The 20,358-nt window shown below is 71.2% G+C and carries 17 protein-coding genes; 7 read left to right on the top strand and 10 right to left on the bottom strand.

Features of this window, described 5'->3' with window-relative positions:
• Nucleotides 1-4: 4 nt before the first annotated feature.
• The gene (locus OG302_RS32775) at nt 5-1,393 is read right to left on the bottom strand and encodes an aldehyde dehydrogenase family protein (RefSeq protein ID WP_371530072.1); all 1,389 of its coding nucleotides are present in this window, start codon (nt 1,391-1,393) and stop codon (nt 5-7) included.
• Nucleotides 1,394-1,733: 340 nt separating this feature from the next.
• Here OG302_RS32775 and OG302_RS32770 point away from each other — a divergent pair, with 340 nt between their 5' ends.
• On the top strand, nt 1,734-2,948 hold the full coding sequence (locus OG302_RS32770; RefSeq protein WP_371530071.1) for a S8 family peptidase: 1,215 nt from the start codon (nt 1,734-1,736) through the stop codon (nt 2,946-2,948).
• On the opposite strand, the gene OG302_RS32765 is transcribed toward OG302_RS32770, so the two are convergent.
• The 4 genes from OG302_RS32765 to OG302_RS32750 form a co-directional block, all read right to left on the bottom strand.
• Nucleotides 2,932-4,167, bottom strand: coding sequence for an MFS transporter (locus OG302_RS32765; RefSeq protein WP_371530070.1), 1,236 nt, complete (start codon nt 4,165-4,167; stop codon nt 2,932-2,934). The two genes, OG302_RS32770 and OG302_RS32765, sit on opposite strands and share 17 nt — an antisense overlap.
• Nucleotides 4,167-5,597, bottom strand: coding sequence for a CitMHS family transporter (locus OG302_RS32760; RefSeq protein ID WP_371530069.1), 1,431 nt, complete (start codon nt 5,595-5,597; stop codon nt 4,167-4,169). Before OG302_RS32760 ends, OG302_RS32765 begins: the two co-directional genes overlap by 1 nt.
• A 121-nt stretch (nt 5,598-5,718) precedes the next feature.
• On the bottom strand, nt 5,719-8,004 hold the full coding sequence (locus tag OG302_RS32755; RefSeq protein WP_371530068.1) for a molybdopterin-dependent oxidoreductase: 2,286 nt from the start codon (nt 8,002-8,004) through the stop codon (nt 5,719-5,721).
• A 112-nt stretch (nt 8,005-8,116) separates the two neighbouring features.
• Nucleotides 8,117-8,749, bottom strand: a complete 633-nt coding sequence (locus OG302_RS32750) for a TetR/AcrR family transcriptional regulator (protein ID WP_371530067.1) — start codon at nt 8,747-8,749, stop codon at nt 8,117-8,119.
• Nucleotides 8,750-8,850: 101 nt separating this feature from the next.
• Here OG302_RS32750 and hmgA point away from each other — a divergent pair, with 101 nt between their 5' ends.
• From hmgA to OG302_RS32735, 3 genes are read left to right on the top strand one after another with little or no spacing between them, the layout of a single operon-like run.
• A complete protein-coding gene (gene hmgA, locus OG302_RS32745; protein WP_371530066.1) occupies nt 8,851-10,197 on the top strand; it encodes a homogentisate 1,2-dioxygenase in 1,347 nt (448 codons plus the stop codon).
• Nucleotides 10,198-10,218: 21 nt separating this feature from the next.
• On the top strand, nt 10,219-10,968 hold the full coding sequence (locus tag OG302_RS32740) for a GntR family transcriptional regulator (RefSeq protein ID WP_371530065.1): 750 nt from the start codon (nt 10,219-10,221) through the stop codon (nt 10,966-10,968).
• 15 nt (nt 10,969-10,983) lie between these two features.
• Nucleotides 10,984-12,195 carry a type ISP restriction/modification enzyme gene (locus tag OG302_RS32735; protein ID WP_371530064.1) on the top strand — a complete coding sequence of 404 codons (1,212 nt, stop codon included), beginning with the start codon at nt 10,984-10,986 and terminating at the stop codon, nt 12,193-12,195.
• A gap of 59 nt (nt 12,196-12,254) precedes the next feature.
• On the opposite strand, the gene OG302_RS32730 is transcribed toward OG302_RS32735, so the two are convergent.
• Nucleotides 12,255-12,965 carry a TetR/AcrR family transcriptional regulator C-terminal domain-containing protein gene (locus OG302_RS32730; RefSeq protein WP_371530063.1) on the bottom strand — a complete coding sequence of 237 codons (711 nt, stop codon included), beginning with the start codon at nt 12,963-12,965 and terminating at the stop codon, nt 12,255-12,257.
• A gap of 62 nt (nt 12,966-13,027) precedes the next feature.
• On the opposite strand from OG302_RS32730, the gene OG302_RS32725 reads away from it, so the two are divergent.
• Nucleotides 13,028-13,966 (top strand): ATP-binding cassette domain-containing protein, encoded by a 939-nt coding sequence (locus tag OG302_RS32725; protein ID WP_371530062.1) that lies wholly within the window; start codon nt 13,028-13,030, stop codon nt 13,964-13,966.
• Between the two features lie 73 nt (nt 13,967-14,039).
• Nucleotides 14,040-14,822 (top strand): ABC transporter permease, encoded by a 783-nt coding sequence (locus OG302_RS32720; protein WP_371530061.1) that lies wholly within the window; start codon nt 14,040-14,042, stop codon nt 14,820-14,822.
• Between the two features lie 13 nt (nt 14,823-14,835).
• Here OG302_RS32720 and OG302_RS32715 read toward each other — a convergent pair whose 3' ends face one another.
• The 4 genes from OG302_RS32715 to OG302_RS32700 all read right to left on the bottom strand — a co-directional run bounded on the left by OG302_RS32715 (nt 14,836) and on the right by OG302_RS32700 (nt 18,547).
• Complete coding sequence (locus tag OG302_RS32715) at nt 14,836-16,506, bottom strand: amidohydrolase (protein ID WP_371530060.1); 1,671 nt, start codon at nt 16,504-16,506, stop codon at nt 14,836-14,838.
• Nucleotides 16,507-16,758: 252 nt separating this feature from the next.
• Complete coding sequence (locus OG302_RS32710; protein WP_371530059.1) at nt 16,759-17,025, bottom strand: hypothetical protein; 267 nt, start codon at nt 17,023-17,025, stop codon at nt 16,759-16,761.
• A 116-nt stretch (nt 17,026-17,141) separates the two neighbouring features.
• Nucleotides 17,142-17,996, bottom strand: a complete 855-nt coding sequence (locus OG302_RS32705) for an anti-sigma factor domain-containing protein (RefSeq protein WP_371530058.1) — start codon at nt 17,994-17,996, stop codon at nt 17,142-17,144.
• Nucleotides 17,993-18,547: a sigma-70 family RNA polymerase sigma factor gene (locus OG302_RS32700; protein WP_371530057.1), complete on the bottom strand. Its 555-nt coding sequence runs from the start codon at nt 18,545-18,547 to the stop codon at nt 17,993-17,995. Before OG302_RS32700 ends, OG302_RS32705 begins: the two co-directional genes overlap by 4 nt.
• A gap of 222 nt (nt 18,548-18,769) precedes the next feature.
• On the opposite strand from OG302_RS32700, the gene OG302_RS32695 reads away from it, so the two are divergent.
• Nucleotides 18,770-20,329 (top strand): DUF4331 domain-containing protein, encoded by a 1,560-nt coding sequence (locus OG302_RS32695; RefSeq protein ID WP_371530056.1) that lies wholly within the window; start codon nt 18,770-18,772, stop codon nt 20,327-20,329.
• The last annotated feature ends 29 nt before the right edge of the window (nt 20,330-20,358 follow it).

The raw sequence follows: 20,358 nt of genomic DNA, 5'->3' as shown, positions 1-20,358 counted from the left end.
GGGGTCAGAACTGGAGGGACTTCGTCTGGAGGTACTCGGTGAGTCCGTGCGGGCCCAGCTCGCGCCCCACCCCCGACTGCTTGTAACCGCCGAACGGGGCAAGGGGGTTGAAGCTGCCGCCGTTGATGTCGACCTGGCCCGTGTCCATGCGGCGGGCGAACGCGATCGCCTCCCCGTCGTCGGCGGCCCAGACCGCGCCCGCGAGCCCGTACACGGTGCCGTTGGCGATCCGCAGGGCGTCGTCCTCGTCCTCGTACCTGATGATCGAGACGACCGGGCCGAAGATCTCCTCCTGGGCGATCGTCATCTCGGGGGTGACGTCGGCGAAGACCGTGGGCTGGACGAAGTAGCCCTGCTCGCGCGGGGCCTCGGAGCCGCCGGCCACCACGCGTGCGCCTTCCTCGATGCCCTTGTCGATGTAACCCCGCACGCGCGCCTGCTGCTTGGCGTTGACGACGGGGCCGATGCGGGAGCCGTACTTGCCGGCGGCCTCCGCGGCGAGCTCCACCGCCTCGTCGTACCGCGCGGAGTCCACCAGCATGCGGGTCCACGCGCTGCACGTCTGGCCCGAGTTGGACATGACGTTGGCGACGCCGGCCTTGACCGCCTTGGTCAGGTCGGCGCTGGGCAGGATGACGTTGGCGGACTTGCCGCCGAGCTCCAGGGCGACGCGCTTGACCGCGGCGCCCGCGGTCGCGCCGATCTGCTTGCCGACCGCCGTCGAGCCCGTGAAGGAGACCAGGTCGACGCCCTCGTGCTCGGCCAGCGCCTGCCCCGCGACCGGGCCGAACCCGGTGACCAGGTTGAAGACACCGGCGGGGATGCCCGCCTCGTGCGCCGCCTCGGCGAAGAGCTGGGCGGTGAGCGGGGTGTCCTCGGCGGGCTTCAGGACCACCGTGCAGCCCGCGGCGAGCGCGGGAGCCACCTTGTTGACGATCTGGTGGAGGGGGTAGTTCCAGGGCGTGATCGCGCCGACGACGCCGACCGGCTCCAGGTAGACGGTGGAGTTGCCGATCTTCTCCTCGAAGGCGTACGTCGCGGCGAGCTCGGCGTACGAACCGGAGACCAGGATCGGCACGCCCGCGTGCACCATCTGCGAGAACGGGAGCGGGGAGCCGAGCTCCGCCGTCACCGTCTCGGCGATCTCGTCCTGACGCGCGACCAACTGGTCGCGCAGCGCCCCGATGAGCGCGCCGCGCTCGGCGGGTGGGGTCGCCGCCCAGCCGGGGAACGCCTCGCGGGCGGCGCGCACCGCCGCGTCGATGTCCTGCGCCGTACCGGCGGGGACCTGCCCGACCGGCTGCTCGTCGGCCGGGTTGAGGACCGTGATCGTGTCCTTACCGGCGGCGGGCCGCCAGGCGCCGCCGATGTACATGCCGTCGTGGGCCTTCATCGCACTCCTCAGGTAGTCGTCCGCACCCCAAACTAGCGCTGATAGTTTTTGGGCACCAGGGGCGTCGGAACGGGGGACATCCACTCCGGCTCCACACCTACCCCCACACACTCCCCCGGCACTCGGCCGCGGCATTCGACGGGCCTTCGATTTCGCGCATGTGACAGAAACATGTCAAGCCGCCAACTCTCTTGATCTACGCCCGTAGAGCCGACATTCTTCTGTTCGCGCCGGGAGCGGAACGCACCGCTCCCGGCTGTGTGTGCGATCACGCACACGCCCCCACAGTTGCGCCGCCCGACCCAGGGCGAGCGCCGCCTATGAGGAGGACTCCCTCGTAATGGCAATGCTGCGCAGCAAGAAGACTGTGATCGCCGCGGCGATCTCGACCGCCACCGCCGCCACGCTGTTCGGTGCGGTCACCGCCCTTCCGGCCCAGGCCGCCCCCGCCGAGGGCACCGTGATCGGAGCCGGCTCGGCCGACGCCGTCAAGGGCAGCTACATCGTCACCCTGAAGAAGAACTCGGGCTTCAGCGCCGCCTCGGCCCAGGGCAAGGGCCTGATATCCGAGTACGGCGGGTCGGTGAAGAAGACCTTCAGGTCCGCGCTCGACGGCTACACCGTCGAACTGAGCGCGGCGGAGGCGAGACAGCTCGCCGCCGACCCCGCCGTCGCCTCGGTCGAGCAGAACCGGACGGTCCGTGCGGACGCGACCCAGAGCAACGCGCCCTGGGGCCTGGACCGCATCGACCAGACGAGCCTGCCGCTGTCCGGAACCTACACCTACCCGGACACCGCGGGCTCGGGCGTCACCGCGTACGTGATCGACACGGGCGTGCGCATCACGCACTCCGAGATCAGCGGGCGCGCGGTCAACGGCTATGACGCCGTGGACGGCGACAGCACCGCCCAGGACGGCAACGGCCACGGCACGCACGTGGCCACCACCATCGCGGGCAAGACGTACGGCGTCGCCAAGAAGGCCAAGATCGTGGCCGTCCGCGTGCTCGACAACAACGGCTCCGGCACGACCGCCGGTGTCATCGCGGGCATCGACTGGGTGACGAGCAACCACGCGGCGGGCGCACCCGCCGTGGCCAACATGTCGCTCGGCGGCGGCGCCTCCACCACGCTCGACAACGCGGTGAAGAACTCCATCGCCGACGGCGTCAGCTACGCGGTCGCCGCGGGCAACGAGGGCGTCAACGCCTCCTCGTCGTCCCCGGCACGGGTCCCCGCGGCCATCACGGTGGGCGCCACCAGCAACACGGACGCCAAGGCCAGCTGGTCCAACTACGGCTCGGTCCTGGACATCTTCGCGCCGGGCGTCTCCATCAAGGCCGGCTGGAACACCAGCGACACGGCCACGAACACCATCTCCGGTACGTCGATGGCCACGCCCCACGTCGCCGGTGCGGCGGCGGTGTACTTGGCGGGGCACTCCTCGGCCACGCCCGCCCAGGTCTCGTCGGCGCTGGTGAACGGAGCCACATCGGGCAAGGTCACCAGCCCGGGCAGCGGCTCGCCGAACAAGCTGCTCAAGATCGTCCAGTAGTCCTCGCCCGCTCGCCGGAGGGGCTCTTCGCAGCCCCTCCGGCGTTCGGGGAGCGAGGGCCGGGGCCACGCCTCAACCCCAACCCCGCAGCCACCAGCAGCAGCCCGCCCAGCATCACGAAGGGCGCGGCGACCCCCGCCACCCCGGCGATGAGACCCGCCCCCGCGGGCGCGGCCACCTGCCCCAGCCGATTTCCCGTGAGCCGCAGCGCGAGCGCGGTGGAGCGGGCCCCGTCCGGGGCGGCCTGGACGACGGTCGTCATCGACAACGGCTGCCCGACCCCCAGGCAGAACCCGAGAAGCACCAGCATCACGCCGAGCCCCCACACCGGCACCGGCAGCGCGACCCCCGCACACAGCACGGCGGCCAGCAGACACGTGACGACGATCAGCACCGTACGGCCGAGCAGATTGATCAGCGGCGTCATCACGAGCCGGCAGGCGATCGTCGCCGCGGCCCGCAGCGAGAGCAGCACGCCGACCGTGGCGGGCGCGATGCCCCGATGCTCGCCGACCACCGGCAGATAGGCCGTGAGGATGTCCGTCGCGGAGAGCACCGCGAGGCTGATGAAGATCCCGGCGGGAACGCCACGGGTGCGCAGGATGCCGAGCACCGGCACCTTGTCGCTCCGCTTCGACGAGGCGCCGACGGGACGGACGTGCTCGATGCGCCACAGCGAGGTGAGCGAGACCGCCGCGACCGCCCCCGACACGAGCAGGGCGAGGGCGCTCGTGCGGCCCATGTCCCCGCCGATGAGGGAGCCCGCGGCGATCGGCCCGACCAGCTGCCCGAGCGAGGCGCCGATCGTGAAGTGCCCGAAGTTGCGGTCCTGTTCGTCGGGGGCGGACTGCCGGGCGACGATCGACTGGGCGCCGATCACGAAGCAGAGGTGGCCCAGGCCCATCACGCCGCTCCAGGCGGCGAGCGTGCCGAGCGAACCCGCCGTACCGCTGAGCGCGCACCCTCCGGCGATCAGCACGACGCCGACCGGAAGGAGCGGCGCGCACCGCCCGTGGTCCGTCCTGCGCCCGAGCGGCACGGCGGCGAAGAGCGGAAGCAGGGCGTAGACGCCCGCGATGACGCCGATCGCCCGCTCGTCGGCGCCCAGTGAGAGGGCCCGGTAGGAGACGGCCGGACGCGCCATCGACACCGCCCCCTGCGCGAAGCTGAAGGCGATGACGAGGCGCAGCAACCAGGCCCGGCCCGGTGTCGATGGCATCAGATGATGCCGAAGAGGATCCCGGAGCCGAGCACCACGAGCGAGGTGAGCACGGCCCATTTGACGGTGAACTTGGTGTGGTCGCCGAACTCGACCTTGGCCATGCCGACGAGGACGTACACGGCGGGCACCAGCGGGCTCGACATGTGCAGGGCTTGTCCGGCGATCGAGGCGCGGGCGATCTCCAGGGTGCCGACGCCGTGCGCCTGGCCCGCCTCGGCGAGGACCGGCAGGACGCCGAAGTAGAAGCCGTCGTTCGACATGAAGTAGGTGAGCGGAAGCGACAGAAGGCCGGTGACCAGGCCCATCTGCGGGCCCATGCCCTCCGGGATCGCGTCGACGAGCCACTTGGCCATGCTGTCGACCATGCCGGTGCCCTGGAGGACGCCGGTGAAGACGGCGGCCGCGAAGACCATGCCGGTGACGTTGAGGACGTTCTCCGCGTGGGCGCCGATGCGGGCCTTCTGGTCGGGCATGTGCGGGAAGTTGACGGTCAGGGCGAGCGCGGCGCCGAGCAGGAAGAGGACCGGGATCGGCAGCCACTCCATGATCATGGCGGTGAGCAGGACCACGGTGAGACCGGCGTTGAACCAGTAGAGCTTGGGGCGCAGGGTGGCGCGGTTCGGGTCGAGCCCCTGGAAGCCGTCGTCTTCGTCGGCCTCTCCGGCAGACTCCGCAGCGTCAGCGTCCGTTCCCGAGCCCGCTCCCCCGGGGGTCTTCTTCGTGAGGGACGTACGGCCGCCCGCGGAGCCGCCTGCACCCACCAGAACGGTCTCGCTCGCCGTCTCCTTCTCCAGGACCTCGTCCAGGGAGAGCATGCCGAGCCGCTTGCGCTCCCGCAGACCCAGTGCGTAGGAGAGCAGGAAGACGGCCACGAGGCCCATGGCGAGCGCCGGGATCATCGGCACGAAGATGTCGGCCGCGTCGACCTTGAGCGCGGTCGCCGCGCGGGCTGTCGGGCCGCCCCAGGGCAGGGTGTTCATGACGCCGTTGGCGGTGGCCGCGACACCCGTCATGACGACGAGGCTCATCTTGAGGCGCTTGTAGAGCGGATACATCGCCGAGACCGTGATCATGAAGGTCGTCGAGCCGTCGCCGTCGAGCGAGACGATCGCGGCGAGCAGCGCGGTGCCGACCACGATGCGTACCGGGTCCGCCTTGCAGAAGCGCAGGATGCCCCGGACGATCGGGTCGAAGAGGCCGACGTCGATCATGACGCCGAAGTACACGATGGCGAACATGAGCATGGCCGCCGTGGGCGCCAGATTGCCGACGCCTTCGAGGACGTAGTCCCCGAGATGGGCTCCCTTTCCTACGAACACGCAGAAGAGTGCGGGGATCAGGACCAGCGCCGCGATCGGCGACATCTTCTTCATCATGATCAGCACCAGGAAGGTGGCGATCATGACGAATCCGAGGATTGTCAGCATGGGGGCTACCTAACGTTCACCATCGAACTCCCACCAGGTCTGGCGGTCCGGTTGACGTTAGGACCCGCTCTCCGGCGTTAACAAGATGTTGACGTGCGAGCAATAAGCGCAAAACTCCTGGTCAACGAGTTGCTGCCGGAACAGTCGCCGGCACAGGTGCTGGCACAAGGGCAGTGACGGACACCGGGAAGCCGTTGAGCACGGACGTCCCGGAGAGCGGGTCGAGGAGCGTGCCGTCCAGGAGCTGGTTCACATTGGCTCCGGGGTTCTCGGCCGCGACGGTCAGGCGGGTGCCGGGGCGGTCGTGGCCCCAGCCGTGCGGCAGGCTGACGACTCCGGGGCGCACGGCGTCGGTCACCTCCACGGGGACGGTCAGCTCACCGCCGGCGGCCTCCACGCGCGCGTGGCCGCCGTTCTCCAGGCCGATGCGGGCGGCGTCCTCGGGGTGGACGTGCAGGGTGCAGCGGTTGGAGCCGCCGGTGAGGGTGCGCACGTTGTGCATCCAGCTGTTGTTGGAGCGCAGGTGGCGGCGGCCCACCAGGACGAGCTCGGCGGGGGCGGCGCGCACCGCGTCCGTCAGGCGGGGCAGGTCGTCCGCGATCGGCCCCGGGAGGAGTTCCACGCGTCCGCTGCGGGTCCTGAGTACCTGCGGGAGGCGGGGCTCCAGCGGCCCGAGGTCGATGCCGTGCGGGTGGGCGAGGAGGCGGTCGAGGGTGAGGCCGTCCGTGCCGTCGCCGCACCCGCCGAATCCGTCGCCGTAGGGGCCGAGGCGCAGCATCAGGTCGAGCCGCCGCTCGGGGCCGCTCTCGCCGGTGAGGAGGGCGGACAGTTCCTTGGGATCACGTCCGTACGCGGGCGAGTGCGCCTCGGTAACGGCCTTGCCGAGGGTCTTGTCGACGACCATCGCGTCGACGGCCGCCGGATCGGCGCCGTGCATCCCGCTCACGGCCAGCACGAGCCGGGCGAGGATCTCCGTCTCGGGCATCCTGCCGTCCGCCAGGGGCAGTGCGGCGCGGGTGTAGCGGACCTGGTTGCGTACGGCGAATCCGTTGAAGGCGAAGTCGAAGTGGGCGCTCTGGGAGGGCGGGGGCGGCGGCAGGACCACGTGGGCGTGACGCGAGGTCTCGTTCAGATACGGGTCGACGCTCACCATGAAGTCGAGCGAGGCCAGGGCCTTGTCGAGGCGGTCGCCGTCGGGCGCCGAGAGGACCGGGTTGGCCGCGACGGCGACGACCGCGCGGATCGCCCCGTCGCCGGGGGTGTCGATCTCCTCGGCGAGCGCGGCGATCGGCAGTTCGCCCTTGGCCTCGGGGTGCCCGCTCACGCGGCTGTGCCAGCGGCCGAGGGCGAACCCCTTGCCGGGGCCCGCCGGGCGGGGCGCGCGGTCGGTGGCCGAGAGCGGGAACAGGGCGCCGCCCGGCCGGTCGAGGTTGCCGGTCAGCACGTTCAGCACGTCCACCAGCCAGTTGGTGAGCGTGCCGTACGCGACGGTGCTGGCCCCCACGCGCGCGTAGACGGCGGCGGTGGGCGCCGCCGCGAGCTCGCGGGCGAGGGCGCGGATGGTGTCGGCGGGCACGTCGCAGGCCGCGGACACGGCGTCGGGCGTGAAGTCGCGTACGGCCTCGCGCACGTCCTCGACGCCCTCCACCTGGTCCTCCAGTACGCCGAGGTCGGTGAGTTTCTCCTCGAAGAGGACCTGGACCATGGCCGCGAGCAGCAGCGCGTCCGTGCCGGGCCGGATCGCGAGGTGCCGGTCGGCGACCTTCGCGGTACGGGTGCGGCGCGGGTCGACGACGGTGAGGGTGCCGCCGCGGGCGCGCAGCGCCTTCAGCTTGCCGGGGAAGTCGGGGGCCGTGCACAGGCTTCCGTTGGAGTCCAGGGGGTTGGCGCCGAGCAGGAGCAGATGGTCGGTGCGGTCCAGGTCGGGCACGGGAATGGCGAAGGCGTCGCCGAAGAGGAGCCCGCTGGAGACGTGCTTGGGCATCTGGTCGACGGTGCTCGCGGTGAAGACGTTGCGGGTGCCGAGCGAGCTCAGGAGTACAGGTGGGTAGAGGCCGCCCGCCATGGTGTGCACGTTCGGGTTGCCGAGCACCACGCCGATCGCCTGCGGGCCGTAGCGCTCGATCAGCGGGCGGAGCCCGGTCGCGATGGCGTCGAACGCCTCGCCCCAGCTTGCCTCTTGGAGTCCGCCGTCCTTGCGTACGAGGGGGGTCTTGAGACGGTCGGGGTCGGAGTCGGCCTCTCCGAAGGAGGCGCCTTTGGGGCAGATGAAGCCACGGCTGAACACGTCGTCCCGGTCCCCGCGCGCGCCGGTCACGCGCGCGCTGTCGGCGGTCCCTTCGATGGTGAGCGTGAGCCCGCAGGTGGCTTCGCAGAGCGGGCAGATACGCAGGGCGGTGCTGGGCATGGAGGACCCTCCGGAGCGGCGGCGGCAACGCACGGGCACCCTCACCATACCGACCGGTATGCATGGCGTCAGGCCCCTGAAGGGACCGAGGTCGCAAACCCGCGGGCCCGGCTCAGTCCAGCGAACCCGCGAAATAGGAGTGCAGCAGGGTCCGTGTCTCGTCGATGAGGTCGGGATCGCCCGACGGGTGTGCGCGGAAGGCGAGTTGGAGGACGGCGTCCACCGCCTCGACGCCGACGAGGACCGTCCGGCGCAGCTTCTTGTCCAGCGTCCTGTCGAGGTGGGCGGCGAGCAGTCCCGCCACTCGCTCGGCGACGTCCGAGTTGGCGTCGGGCATCGCGCCGGGGGCCGAGGGGATGCCGAAGTCGACCAGGCCGAAGCCGGGGACGCTGCGCTTCATGGCGAGGTACTCGTCGAAGGCCGCGTCGACGGCGCCGCGCCAGTCGCCGCGCTCCACACCGGCCATGCGTGCCGCCACGCGCTCGCCGTACGCGTCGAGGTTGCGGTGGGCCAGGGCGTCCGCCATGGCGCGCTTGTTGCCGAAGAAGCGATAGACGGAGCCGATCGGGACACCCGCGCGGGCGGCGACGGCGCGGGTGCTCAGCTCTTCGTAGCCGACCTCGTCCAGGAGGTCGGCGCAGGCGTCGAGGATGCGGGTCAGCCGCTCGGCGCTGCGCTCCTGCACGGGCACGCGGCGCAGGGTTTTCGGGGGCGGCGGGGGCTTGCGCTGATCACGGTGGGGCATCCCCGGGAGAGTAGAGCATTGTTCACATCCATGGATCCCCTTGCGGAAGGAAAACGTGAATCCTACGGTGTCCCATAGGAATCGTTGACGAGGGAGCGATGATGAGCCGGGAACACACCAGCGACGCAAGCCGTGGTGACGCGAACGACCCGCGCAAGACGGCCGAGGCACTGACGTACCTCTCCGGCTTCGGCAACGAACACAGCTCCGAAGCAGTGCCCGGTGCCCTGCCGCACGGCCGCAACTCGCCCCAGCGCGCTCCCCTCGGGCTGTACGCGGAGCAGCTGAGCGGCACCGCCTTCACCGAGCCCCGCGCGCACAACCGCCGCTCGTGGCTCTACCGCATCCGCCCCTCGGCCGCGCACCCCGCGTTCACCCGCGTCGACAACGGCACGATCCGCACGGCGCCGTTCGCCCAGGACGCCGACCCCAACCGCCTGCGCTGGAACCCGCTCCCCGAGCCCGCACCCGGCACGGACTTCCTCGCGGGCCTGTGGACGCTGGGCGGCAACGGAGACGCCACCCAGCGCACCGGCATGGCCGTGCACCTCTACCACGCCAACTCCTCCATGACCGACCGGGTGTTCAGCGACGCGGACGGTGAACTCCTCGTCGTGCCCGAGCGGGGCGGCCTTCTCCTGCGGACCGAGTTCGGCCTGCTGCGCGCCGAGCCGGGCGAGGTGGCGCTGATCCCGCGCGGGGTGCGCTTCCGCGTGGAGCTCCTTGACGGGACCGCGCGCGGCTATGTGTGCGAGAACTACGGCGCGGTCTTCCAGCTCCCCGACCTGGGCCCGATCGGCGCGAACGGCCTCGCCAACGCCCGGGACTTCAGGGCCCCGGTCGCCGCGTACGAGGACGAGGACCGTCCGGTGGAGGTGGTGAACAAGTTCTGCGGCAACCTGTGGCAGGCGACTTACGACCACTCGCCGCTGGACGTCGTCGCCTGGCACGGCAACCACGTCCCGTACGTGTACGACCTGCGCCGCTTCAACGTCATCGGCACCATCAGCTACGACCACCCGGACCCGTCCATCTTCACGGTCCTGACCTCGCCGTCCGACACCCCGGGCCTGGCGGGCGTCGACTTCGTGGTCTTCGCGCCGCGCTGGCTGGTCGGCGAGGACACCTTCCGGCCGCCGTACTTCCACCGGAACGTGATGAGTGAGTACATGGGTCTCATCGAGGGCGCGTACGACGCGAAGGCGGAGGGCTTCGTGCCGGGCGGCGGCTCGCTGCACAACATGATGTCGGCGCACGGCCCCGACCGCGACACCTTCGACAAGGCGTCGGCCGCCGAGCTGAAGCCGCAGAAGATCGACGACGGGCTTGCCTTCATGTTCGAGACACGCTGGCCGGTGACGGCGACCGAACAAGCAGCTCAGGCCTCCCATCTGCAGCGCGGATACGACGATGTGTGGGAGGGTCTGGAGCGCCATTTTCGAAACTGATCGAGCTGATTCGGAGAGACCGTGACCGCTTTCGCCCCGGACTCGATCGTCCTGAATCGCAAGCTGCCGCTCTGGTATCAGGTGTCGCAGTCCCTGCGTGCCTCGATACTCGGCCGCACGCCCGATGCCCCGCTCCGGCTGCCCACCGAGGAGCAGCTGGCGGGGCACTACGGCGTGAGCGTCCTGACCATGCGGCAGGCGCTCAAGGAGCTGGAGGACGAGGGTCTGATCACCCGGCACCGGCGGCGCGGCACGTTCATCGAGCCCAGCGCCCAGCGCGGCTCGCCGGTCCGGCTGCTCGGCTCGGTCGACGCGATCGTGGCCCAGCAGTCGGGCATGAGCACGCAGCTGCTGGGGCACGGCATGGCCCCGGTCCCGGGCGAACTCACCGAGCACTTCCCTGACCTCACCGAGGTGGCGACGTACCACCGGCTGCGCAGCGACGAGAAGACGGGCGAACCGACCAATCACGCCCATAACTTCATACGTCCCGAGCTCGCGGACCGCGTCGAACCCGACGACCTGGCGCGCTGGCCCATGACGAAGGTCCTGCGCGATGTGGTGGGCGTCCGCATCAGCCGCATCACCGACACCGTCGAGGCCACGCTCGCCGACCCGGAGACGGCCCGCCTCCTCGAAGTGCCGCTGCTCAGCCCGATCCTGCACTACACGGGCATCACGTACGACGAGGACGGCCGCGCCCTGGACGTGGCACGCATCCACTACCGCGGCGACCGCTTCTCGTTCACGGTCACCCTCGACGCGACGTAAGGGTCCCGACGTACGATGCCGGGCGTGACGCACGACGAAGCGCCGCTGCTCGGCGACCTGATGCCGTGGTCCGTCGCGCCGCTCCGGCCGGGCCGCGGGTGGCCGATGGGGCCGGACGCCGCGACGCTCAGGGCCCGCTGGGCCGCGTTCGTGCGGGCGGATCCGGCGGAGCGCGAGAGGCTGTTCTCCCCCTCGCGCTCGCGCACCCTGCACACCGCGGTCTCCCAACTGCCGGGCCACCGGGGCGCGACGGTCCCGCTGGCCGCCGCTTCGGGCCCCTGCCCCGATCCGGTGCGCGTCCTGCACGGCCCCTTCGACGAGCAGTGGCTGATCCCGGACCACCGGCTCATCGACACCGCCCGCCCGGAGCTGTGGCGGGTCGCGGGCGAGGGCCAGCTCTTCCTCGTCGAGCAGGGGTACGTCACCGGCTCCACGGGCCCCGCGGTCCTTGCCTCCGCCGTGCTGCCGGACGGCCGCTCCCCCGCCGGGCGGCCCGGGCGCATCCGGCCGTTGTTCCGCCGCCCGGGCGGGCTCGAACCCAACACGGCTCCCGGACTGCTCGCCCACCTCTCCTCGGCGCTCGGCCAGGACGTCGGCGCCGGTGACCTGGCGGCCTGGACGCTCGCCGTCGCGGAGGCATCCCCGGCCGGATGCCGGGTGCCGCTGACGTCCGACGCCGGGATCTGGGCGCGGGGCACGGATTTGGGGCGCCGCGTTCTCGCGCTCCAGGCCCGCGGCGACGGCACACGGCCGAAGCTCCCGGGCGGGCGCCGGCCCTATGTACGGGCACCGCTCCCCGCCCGCCCCGCCGAGGTGTCGTACGACCCCGAGGAGGAGGCCCTCTGCGTGGACGCGGGCCGCATCTCGCCGGTGCCGCGGGAGGCATGGGAGTTCGAGGTGAGCGGAGTGCGGGTCATCGAGCTGTGGTTCGAGCGTCGGAGGGCGGCGGGCGAGGCGGGCTCCCTGGAAGCGATCCGGCCAGCGGAGTGGCCCCAGACCTGGACATCCGAACTACTGGAACTCATCACGGTGCTGGCCCTCCTCGCGGAACTCCGCCCCCTGCAAACGGAATTGGCCACGTCACTGACCACGGCGACAGACTCCGGCATCTCGACGGACGCCCTGCGCCGGGCGGGCGTGCTCCCCGTCCCCGACACCGCCAGGCGCCCGGCGTCGGTCCTCGACCACCACGAGGAAGGCCCGGGCGGCCAGTTCACCTTGCTCTGAGCCGGTTTCACCCCGCCCTGAGACCGCCCCGAGCTCGCCCCGAGCCCGCCCCGGGTCACTCAGGCGAACGAGTCCAGGAGCCGGTTCAGCATCCGGTCGAAGAGCTCGTCCGCGTCACCCGGCGCGGGCGTCTCCTTGAGCGCCTCCGCGAGCCGCGGGTAGGCCCCGGTGGCCACCTGCCCGGCGAGGTACGCGTACCTCGCCTGCTGCTCCCGCTCCTCCGACCACGGCAGCGCCCGCGCGCGCTCCGCCATGGCGAGCTCGTTGGAGACGAACGTCATGACCGAGCCATTGACCATGCCGATGAGTTCCGCCTTGGTGCCGTAGGGCGCGTCGAGGCCCTCCAGGACGCCGAGACAGTGCTCCAGGTAGCGCAGGGCGTTCGGGCTGAAGCCGTAGAGCGCCGACATGATCCGGGGCAGCCACGGGTGGCGTCGCATGAGGTCGCGCGTCTGACGGCCGAGCGTCAGCATCTCCGCGCGCCAGTCACTGCTCGCCGGCCCCTCCGCCAGCACGTACTCGCCGCTCACCGCGTCGACCATCAGCTCGTACAGGTCCTCTTTGCGCGGCACGTAGTTGTAGAGCGACATGGTGCCGCAGCCCAGCTCGCCCGCGACCCTGCGCATGGAGACCGCGTCGATGCCGTCCGCGTCGGCGATACGGACGGCCGCCGCCGCGATGTCCGCCCTGCTGTACGCGGGCTTCGGGCCACGGCCCGCACGCTCGGGGCGCGCCCAGATCACTTCCGGTTCGGCCGCTCGGCCCGCCATTGATCATCACCTCGACCCCATCTTAGTTACGTACAGCGTACGTAGTGAGGTACCGTGCGGACATGACTTCTACGTACGCTGTACTTAGTGAGGGTCTGGAGAAGCACTTCGGGGACGTCCATGCCCTGCGGGGGCTCGATCTGGCCGTCCCCGAGGGCACGGTCTGCGGTCTGCTCGGCCCGAACGGGGCGGGCAAGACGACGGCGGTGCGCCTGCTCACCACGCTGCGGACACCGGATGCCGGGAGGGCGCTCGTCGCGGGGCACGACGTGGTGCGGGAGGCCGCCGCGGTGCGCCGGCTGATCGGAGTGACCGGGCAGTACGCCTCCGTCGACGGGGATCTGACGGGACGGGAGAATCTGCGGCTCTTCGCCCGGCTGCTGCGGGTTCCGCGGGCGCGGGGTGACGAACTGCTCGAACGGTTCGGACTCGCGGACGCCGCCGACCGTCCCGCGCGCACATACTCCGGCGGCATGCGGCGGCGGCTCGATCTCGCGGCGAGCCTTCTGGTCCGGCCGCGTGTGCTCTTCCTCGACGAGCCCACCACCGGACTCGATCCGCACAGCCGCAACGGCATCTGGGAGGCCGTACGGGAACTGGCCGCCGAGGGGACGACCGTGCTCCTGACCACGCAGTATCTGGAGGAAGCCGATCAGCTCGCCGACGAGATCGTGCTGATCGACGGGGGGCGGGCCGCGCACCGCGGTACGCCGGGCGCGCTGAAGGCGCAGATCGGGAGCTACGTCGAGGTCGTCCTCGCCCCTGACTCGGCGCGGCAGGCGCTGCATGCCGCCGCGGTCGTCCTGGATCAGCTCACCGGGGCCGAGCCGGTCCTCGACGACGAGAAGCGCACCGCCGGGGCGGTCGCCCTCGACCCGGATCTCACGCTGCCGCGTGTCGTACGGGAACTGGACGCCGCCGGGGTGCCGGTCGTGGACGCGACGCTGCGGGCGCCGACGCTCGACGAGGTCTTCCTGCGGCTCGTCTCGCGCGTTTCCTAGACCGCCGCTTCACGACGGATTCTTCCGCCCCGCCACCCGATCACCCCGACTCCGTATACCCCGAAGGGTTCTCATGAGCGCCATCCTCTACGACGGCAGCGCCGTTCTCGGCCGGCATCTGCGGCGCATCAAGCACGCGCCCGCCATCCTCGTCATGACCCAGACGATGCCCATCGTCTTCCTGCTCTTCTTCGGCTACGTCTTCGGCAGCGCCCTCGCGATGCCCGGCGCCGACTACCGCGCCTTCCTCGTCCCAGGCATGCTCGTCGCGACCGCCGCGAACGGCATCATGACCGGCATGTTCACCGCCGCCCAGGACTCCCACCGGGGGGTCATGGACCGGTTCCGCACGATGCCCATGAGCCGCTCGGCCGTGCCGCTCGGGCAGGCCGCCGCCGACCTGCTGACCACCGCGGTGGGGCTCGTGCCGCTGATGCTCGTCGGCCTGGCGATGGGCTGGCGGATCGAGGGCGGACCGCTCCAGGCTCTCGGCGCCTTCGGCCTGTTGCTGCTGTTCCGGTTCGCGACGACCTGGGTCGGCATCCTGCTCGGGCTCGTCTCGCAGAGCGAGGAGGCGGCGGGACAGCTGGGCGGCGCGACGTTCATGCTGCCGCTGCTCTCGAACGCGTACATCCCCGCCGACGGCCTCCCCGGGTGGCTGCGCACCCTCGCCGAGTGGAATCCGATCAGCGCGGTGGCCACGGCGGTGCGTGATCTGTGCGGCAACGCGCCCGTGCCGGCGGACGCCGCATGGCCGGTGGCGCATCCCGTGGCGGGGTCGGTCCTCTGGTCGCTCGCGCTGCTCGCCGTGTGCGTGCCGCTCGCCGTCCGCCGGTACACGCGCGGAGGACGGTGAGCGTACGGCCGCCCTACTTCTGGGGGGCGAGCTCCGGTCCCAGCGAGGAGAACCTCTCCCGGGACACCACCCGCTTCGGCGGCCAGGTGATGTTCGGCGGCGGCCACTTCTGGCCGGTCTTCTTCAGGAACCACGCCGGGGGCTCGTACATCGGCGGCTCATAGCCGTCCGGCAGCGCGGTCTTCCAACTGACGCCCTTCGTACGCTCCTTGAACTCATCCTTGACCGCCTTCAGGCGCTCGGGCTGCGTGATCAGGTCGACCGCCGTCGCCGCCAGGTACTTCGCCGCGGCGATCACCGCGGCCTGGCCGGGGGCTGCCGCCGCGCAGGCGGCCGTGGACCAGGTGTGCATCTTGGTGCCGATGGGGGCGAGGGCGGCGCCCATCGAGACGGTGGGGACGTTCCAGCTGATGTCGGCGACGTCCGTCGAACCGCCGCCCATGAACACCGGGTTGGGCGGGTTCAGTTCGCCGATCTCGTCGTGCATGCCCTTCTGCGGCAGCCCGAGGGACTCCTGGAGCTCCTTGGCCAACTCGTGTGCCGAGGCGGGGAATTCGGGCGGGCCTATCTCCCGCATGTTCGCGTGCAGGAGCTCGGCGAAGGCCTTGGCCGGGAGCTGGTTCCAGCAGGCCGACGTCACGCGGTGCCGGACCGTCGTCTGGGACGCCTTCGCGGCCGCCTCGGAGACCGCGATCACCTTGTCCAGGAGGACCTGGACGCGGGCGGGGCTGCCCTCACGCACGTAGTACGAGATCTCGGCGATCTCCGCGGTGACGTTCGGGATGTCACCGCCGTTGTTGATCACCCAGTGCAGCCGGCCGCTCGGCGCGAGGTTCTCCTCGCGCAGGAACTCCGACATCGTCGCCATCATCACGGCGGCGTCCAGTGCGGACTTGTTGCCGAGCGGGGTGCCGCCGTGCCCGGCCACGCCGAGGAAGGTGAAGGTGACGGCGGTCATCGCGGTGGTGCTGCCCCAGCCGGTCGCGTTGGCCGTGGAGGGGTGCCAGTCCAGGAACGCGTCGAGGCCGTCGTACACCCCCTTGCTGACGGCGTACGTCTTGCCGATCAGCATCTCCTCGGCCGTGGAGCCGAAGAACTTCACGGTGACGGGCAGCCGGTGCTTCTTCGCCGCCTGCGCGACGGCCGCCGCGGCGGCGGCTGCCGCCGTGCCGAGCGCGCTGTGGCCACAGCCGTGGCCGGGCCCGTAACTCGGCGCGAAGGGGTCGTGGATGTACTCGCGCGGATCGTGGTGGCCCACGCCCTTGTTCTGCGAGAGGCCGGGCAGCGCGTCGTACTCGCCGCTGAAGCCGAGGACCGGGCCGCCCTTGCCGTGCGTGAAGGTCGCGGTGAACGCCGTCGGGAAGCCCGCGGTGCCGAACTTGACGTCGAATCCGGCCCGTTCGAGGAAATCGGCCTCGGCGATGGAGGACTTCCACTCACGGAGGGACAGCTCGGCGTTGTCCCAGATCTCGGCGTTCAGGCCGGTGATCCGGTCGTCGTGAGAGGTGATCCAGTCGAGCGCCGCGCGCTTGGCGGGGGTGTCGGCCGCGAGGCCTTCGGGCGCTTCGTAGGCCGCGGGGCTGCGGTCCTCGCTGGCGGCCATCGCCGGGTCCGCGTCGGCGGTCATGACTCCGGCGGTGACACCGGCCGAGCCGAGGAGCTGCATGATGCGGCGGCGGCTCAAGGGTGGGCCGCTCGCGGGGAGTGCCTGATGCTCATGCTGATCGTGCAGGTCACACACGCGCACCTCCGGGAGGTTGGGTGTATCGGCCAATCAATCAGCCACATTGGGGCCGGAAGGTTGCGGCGTCAACAGGTGCGCATGACAAGGGTGTTACGCGAGTTGTGCAACAGGTGAGGTGTACGGAGAGGGAAGGGGCGGGTGGGTGGGAGCAATCCGCCGCTGAGCGGCGGCCGAACCCCCGACCACCCGTGGTCAGCGACCCCCAAAGAGGGACCGACGCAGCCTGCGCAAGGGAGCGAAGAGAGAGACCCTCCGCACACGCGCACTGCGGCCACTGCGGTCGTGCGCTCCCCGCGAGGTCAGCTCACGCATCAGCAGCGTCGCTTCCGCCGTCTCGCGCTGCGGGACGGCGGGGCCGCCCAGCACTGAGAGATGGCGGTCGAGACGCGAGCTGGTCGCGCCGCTCCCGCAGGTGATCGCAGGGACACGCGCCCTGCTGCGCACCGTTATCTGTTCCATGTCACTCCCCACCCGTACGAGGGCACCCGGCCCAGGGCAGGTTAACCCTATCGCCCCGTCCCGACACTCGTGTATCCCGGTCACAGGATTCACCTACCCCGTAAGGAGGTTGACGATTACTCTCCGAATTCAACTGATTCCAGGGCGAGTTGGACAAGAGGGGCGGAAGTGGGCCTCTCTGAGCCACCGTCGGGTTCGGTGGTCACGGCGAGTGACGTAGCGGACGCGCTCAGGATCGTGGCGATCACCGGCGTTTCGCCGTCCAGGAGGCCCAGGGAGCGGGGCGTCGAGCCTGGCCGCAGCAGCCAGAGCTGGTGCGCACGGCCCTTCGGCGGCGCCCCGAGCCCCGTGACGGTCACCACGGCGCGCCGCCTGGACTCCGACGCGACGACGTTGATGCCGCGCCCCCACGCGTCCTCCGTGCCGCTCGCGCGGGCGTCCGGAGCGGCCAGGACGTGGGCGATCTCACGTGCTTCGGCGCGCTCACGGCCGAGCCGGTCGTCGGAACGGACCAGCTGGACGGCGAGGATCACGGTCACCGCCAGTGCGAGAGCGGTGAGACCGGCGATGGCCGCGCGATCCACGAGGCCGGCGTGACCGGCGTGACCGATGGGGCCGACGCGGCCAACGGGGAGAAGCGCGCGAGGGCGAGGGGGCGCGCTCCGGGTGACGGGCGCCCTCGGTGGCGGGTCCTGCTCCGTGGTGCGTACGGCGGTGAGCACCCGCTCGCGCAGGCCGGGCGGCGGCGGGACCGCCGCCGCGCCCGCCAGGCGTACCGTGCCCTCGCCCAGTTCCCTGGACTCCGCGCGGCAGCGAACGCAGCGGACGAGATGCCGCTCGAAGCGGCGCAGTTCGCGGGGTTCGAGGGCGTCCAGGGCGTAGGGGACGGCCAGGGAGTGGACGCGCCGCAGGGGCCGCGGTCGCCCGACGGAGGGCGTTCGACGGCCGCCGTGGCCGCGGTCCCGGCTCATGTCGCGTCTCCCGATGCGGCGCCCAGACAGTCGCGCAGCCGCAGCAGACCGTCCCGCATCCGTTTCTTGACGGTGCCGAGGGGCACGGAGAGACGCCGGGCCACTTCCCGGTACGTATAGCCGTCGTAGTAGGCGAGGGTGACGGCCTGGCGCTGGAGGTCGGTGAGGCGGCGCAGGCAGCGGCGCACCCATTCGCGCTCGAGGCGGCCCTCGACCGCCTCGGCGACCTCGTCGAAGGCGGGGCCTTCGCCCCGCTCGGCCACGCGCCGTTCGCGGTCGCTCGCCGCACGGACGCTGCGGACCCGGTCGACCGCCCTGCGGTGGGCGAGCGTGAGGATCCAGGCGAGGGCGCCGCCGCGCGCCGGGTCGAACCGGGCCGCCGTACGCCAGAGTTCGAGCAGGACCTCCTGGACCACCTCCTCGGACTGGGCCGGATCGCGGAGCACGCGGCGGACCATGCCGTAGACCGGCCCGCAGACCAGTTCGTACAGCTTCTCGAACGCCTGCTGATCGCCCCGGGCGATCAGTGGCAGCAACGCGTCGGGCTCCATGCGTGTCCCCCTCAACTCGCCGGCCCGGGTGGCTCACCGCCTCCGGGCCGGGCGCCTTGTCGTCCGGTCGCGGTCGTCCGGTCGCACCGGGATTCGGGGGAGAGAAGGCAGCGGATTGGGAACGAGGGCAATCCGCCGGGCCCCTTGCCCCGAATGGGGTGCGTCAGGCGGCTTGCGCGCACCGCGCGTGGGGTCGCGGGAGGAACTTTAAGGACGGACGTGATGACAGCTATCGCCAAGAGTCGGCCGGGGCGCCGCAGCAAGCGCGGCCTGGCCGCGCTCGTCTGTGGCGCGCTGGCCGCCGGGGGGCTCGCAGCCGCCGGCGTGACGGCACTGGAACCGGGGGCGGCCGACGCCTCCAGCCACCGCGAGGCCCCGCTGATCTCGGGGCAGCCTCAGTACGACAACACGGACGTGTACGCGTTCGTGAGCCCGGACAAGCCGGACTCCACGACGATCGTGGCGAACTGGCTGCCCTTCGAGGAGCCCGCGGGCGGACCCAACTTCTATCCGTGGGCCGACGACGCGCAGTACGACGTCCACATCGACAGCGACGGCGACGCGCAGGGCGACCTCCTCTACCGGTGGACGTTCCACACGAAGGCCAAGAACGGCGACACGTTCCTCTACAACACCGGGCCCGTGACGAGCCTCGACGATCCCGACCTGAACGTGACGCAGACGTACGACCTGGAGCGGATCAAGCTCAAGGACCAGAAGGTCGTCTCGACGACGAAGGTCGCCGACGACGTGCCCGCGGCGCCGTCGCACGTCGGCAAGGCGTCCATGCCGAACTACCAGAAGCTGCGTGACCAGGCCGTGCGCCCGGTCAAGGGGGGCGGCTCGACGTTCGCCGGGCAGGCCGACGATCCGTTCTTCCTGGATCTGCGGGTGTTCGACCTGCTGTACGGCGGCGATCTGTCGGAGGTCGGGAACGACACCCTCAAGGGCTACAACGTGAACTCCCTCGCCCTTCAGGTGCCGACCGCCGACCTACGGCAGTCCGAGAAGCAGCCCACCGTCGGCATCTGGTCGACGACGCAGCGCAAGAACGCCAACGGCAAGTGGACCCAGGTGTCTCGCCTCGGCAACCCGCTGGTCAACGAGGTGGTCGTGCCGCGGAAGGACAAGGACAAGTTCAACGCGTCCTCGCCCTGGAACGACGCGGACTTCCTGAAGTACGTGACCAAGCCGGAGCTGCCGAAGCTCCTGGAGAAGATCTACAAGCTGAAGGCGCCCGCCGAGCCGCGCGACGACCTCGTGTCGGTGTTCCTGACCGGCGTGAAGGGCCTCAACCAGCCGCCCAACGTCAAACCCGCCGAGGCCCTGCGCCTCAACACGTCCGTCAAGCCGGCGGATTCGCCCAAGCGCCTCGGGGCGCTCGACGGCGACAACGCGGGGTTCCCGAACGGGCGGCGGCTCACCGACGACGTCGTCGACATCGAGCTGCAGGCCGTCGAGGGCGAACTCACCGGCAACAAGAACGACCTGGGCGACGCGGTGGACGCCAACGACCAGAAGTTCGGCGACACCTTCCCGTACGTGGCGCTTCCCACGTCCGGGTCCCGGGGGCCGTTGGCCAAGGGCGGCGGCGGCAGCGGCAGCTCGGCGCGTGACGCCCTGAGCGGCGGTGCCGTGCCCGCACATCCGGCCACCGGCGGCGGCGACGACACCGATGCCGTGCTGATCGCTTCCGGCGCCGCGGGTGCGGCAGGGGTGCTCCTTGTCGGACTCGGGCTCGTGTGGTGGCGCAGGCGCGGTTCCACCGGGGCGTCGGGCTGAGCCCCTCGCATGACCGGCGCGGCCCGCGC

It is taken from the genome of Streptomyces sp. NBC_01283, from assembly GCF_041435335.1.
In the GTDB taxonomy this organism is placed as follows: domain Bacteria; phylum Actinomycetota; class Actinomycetes; order Streptomycetales; family Streptomycetaceae; genus Streptomyces.
The sequence above is the reverse complement of the archived record's forward strand: the minus strand, read 5'-3'. Positions and strand labels throughout refer to the sequence as shown.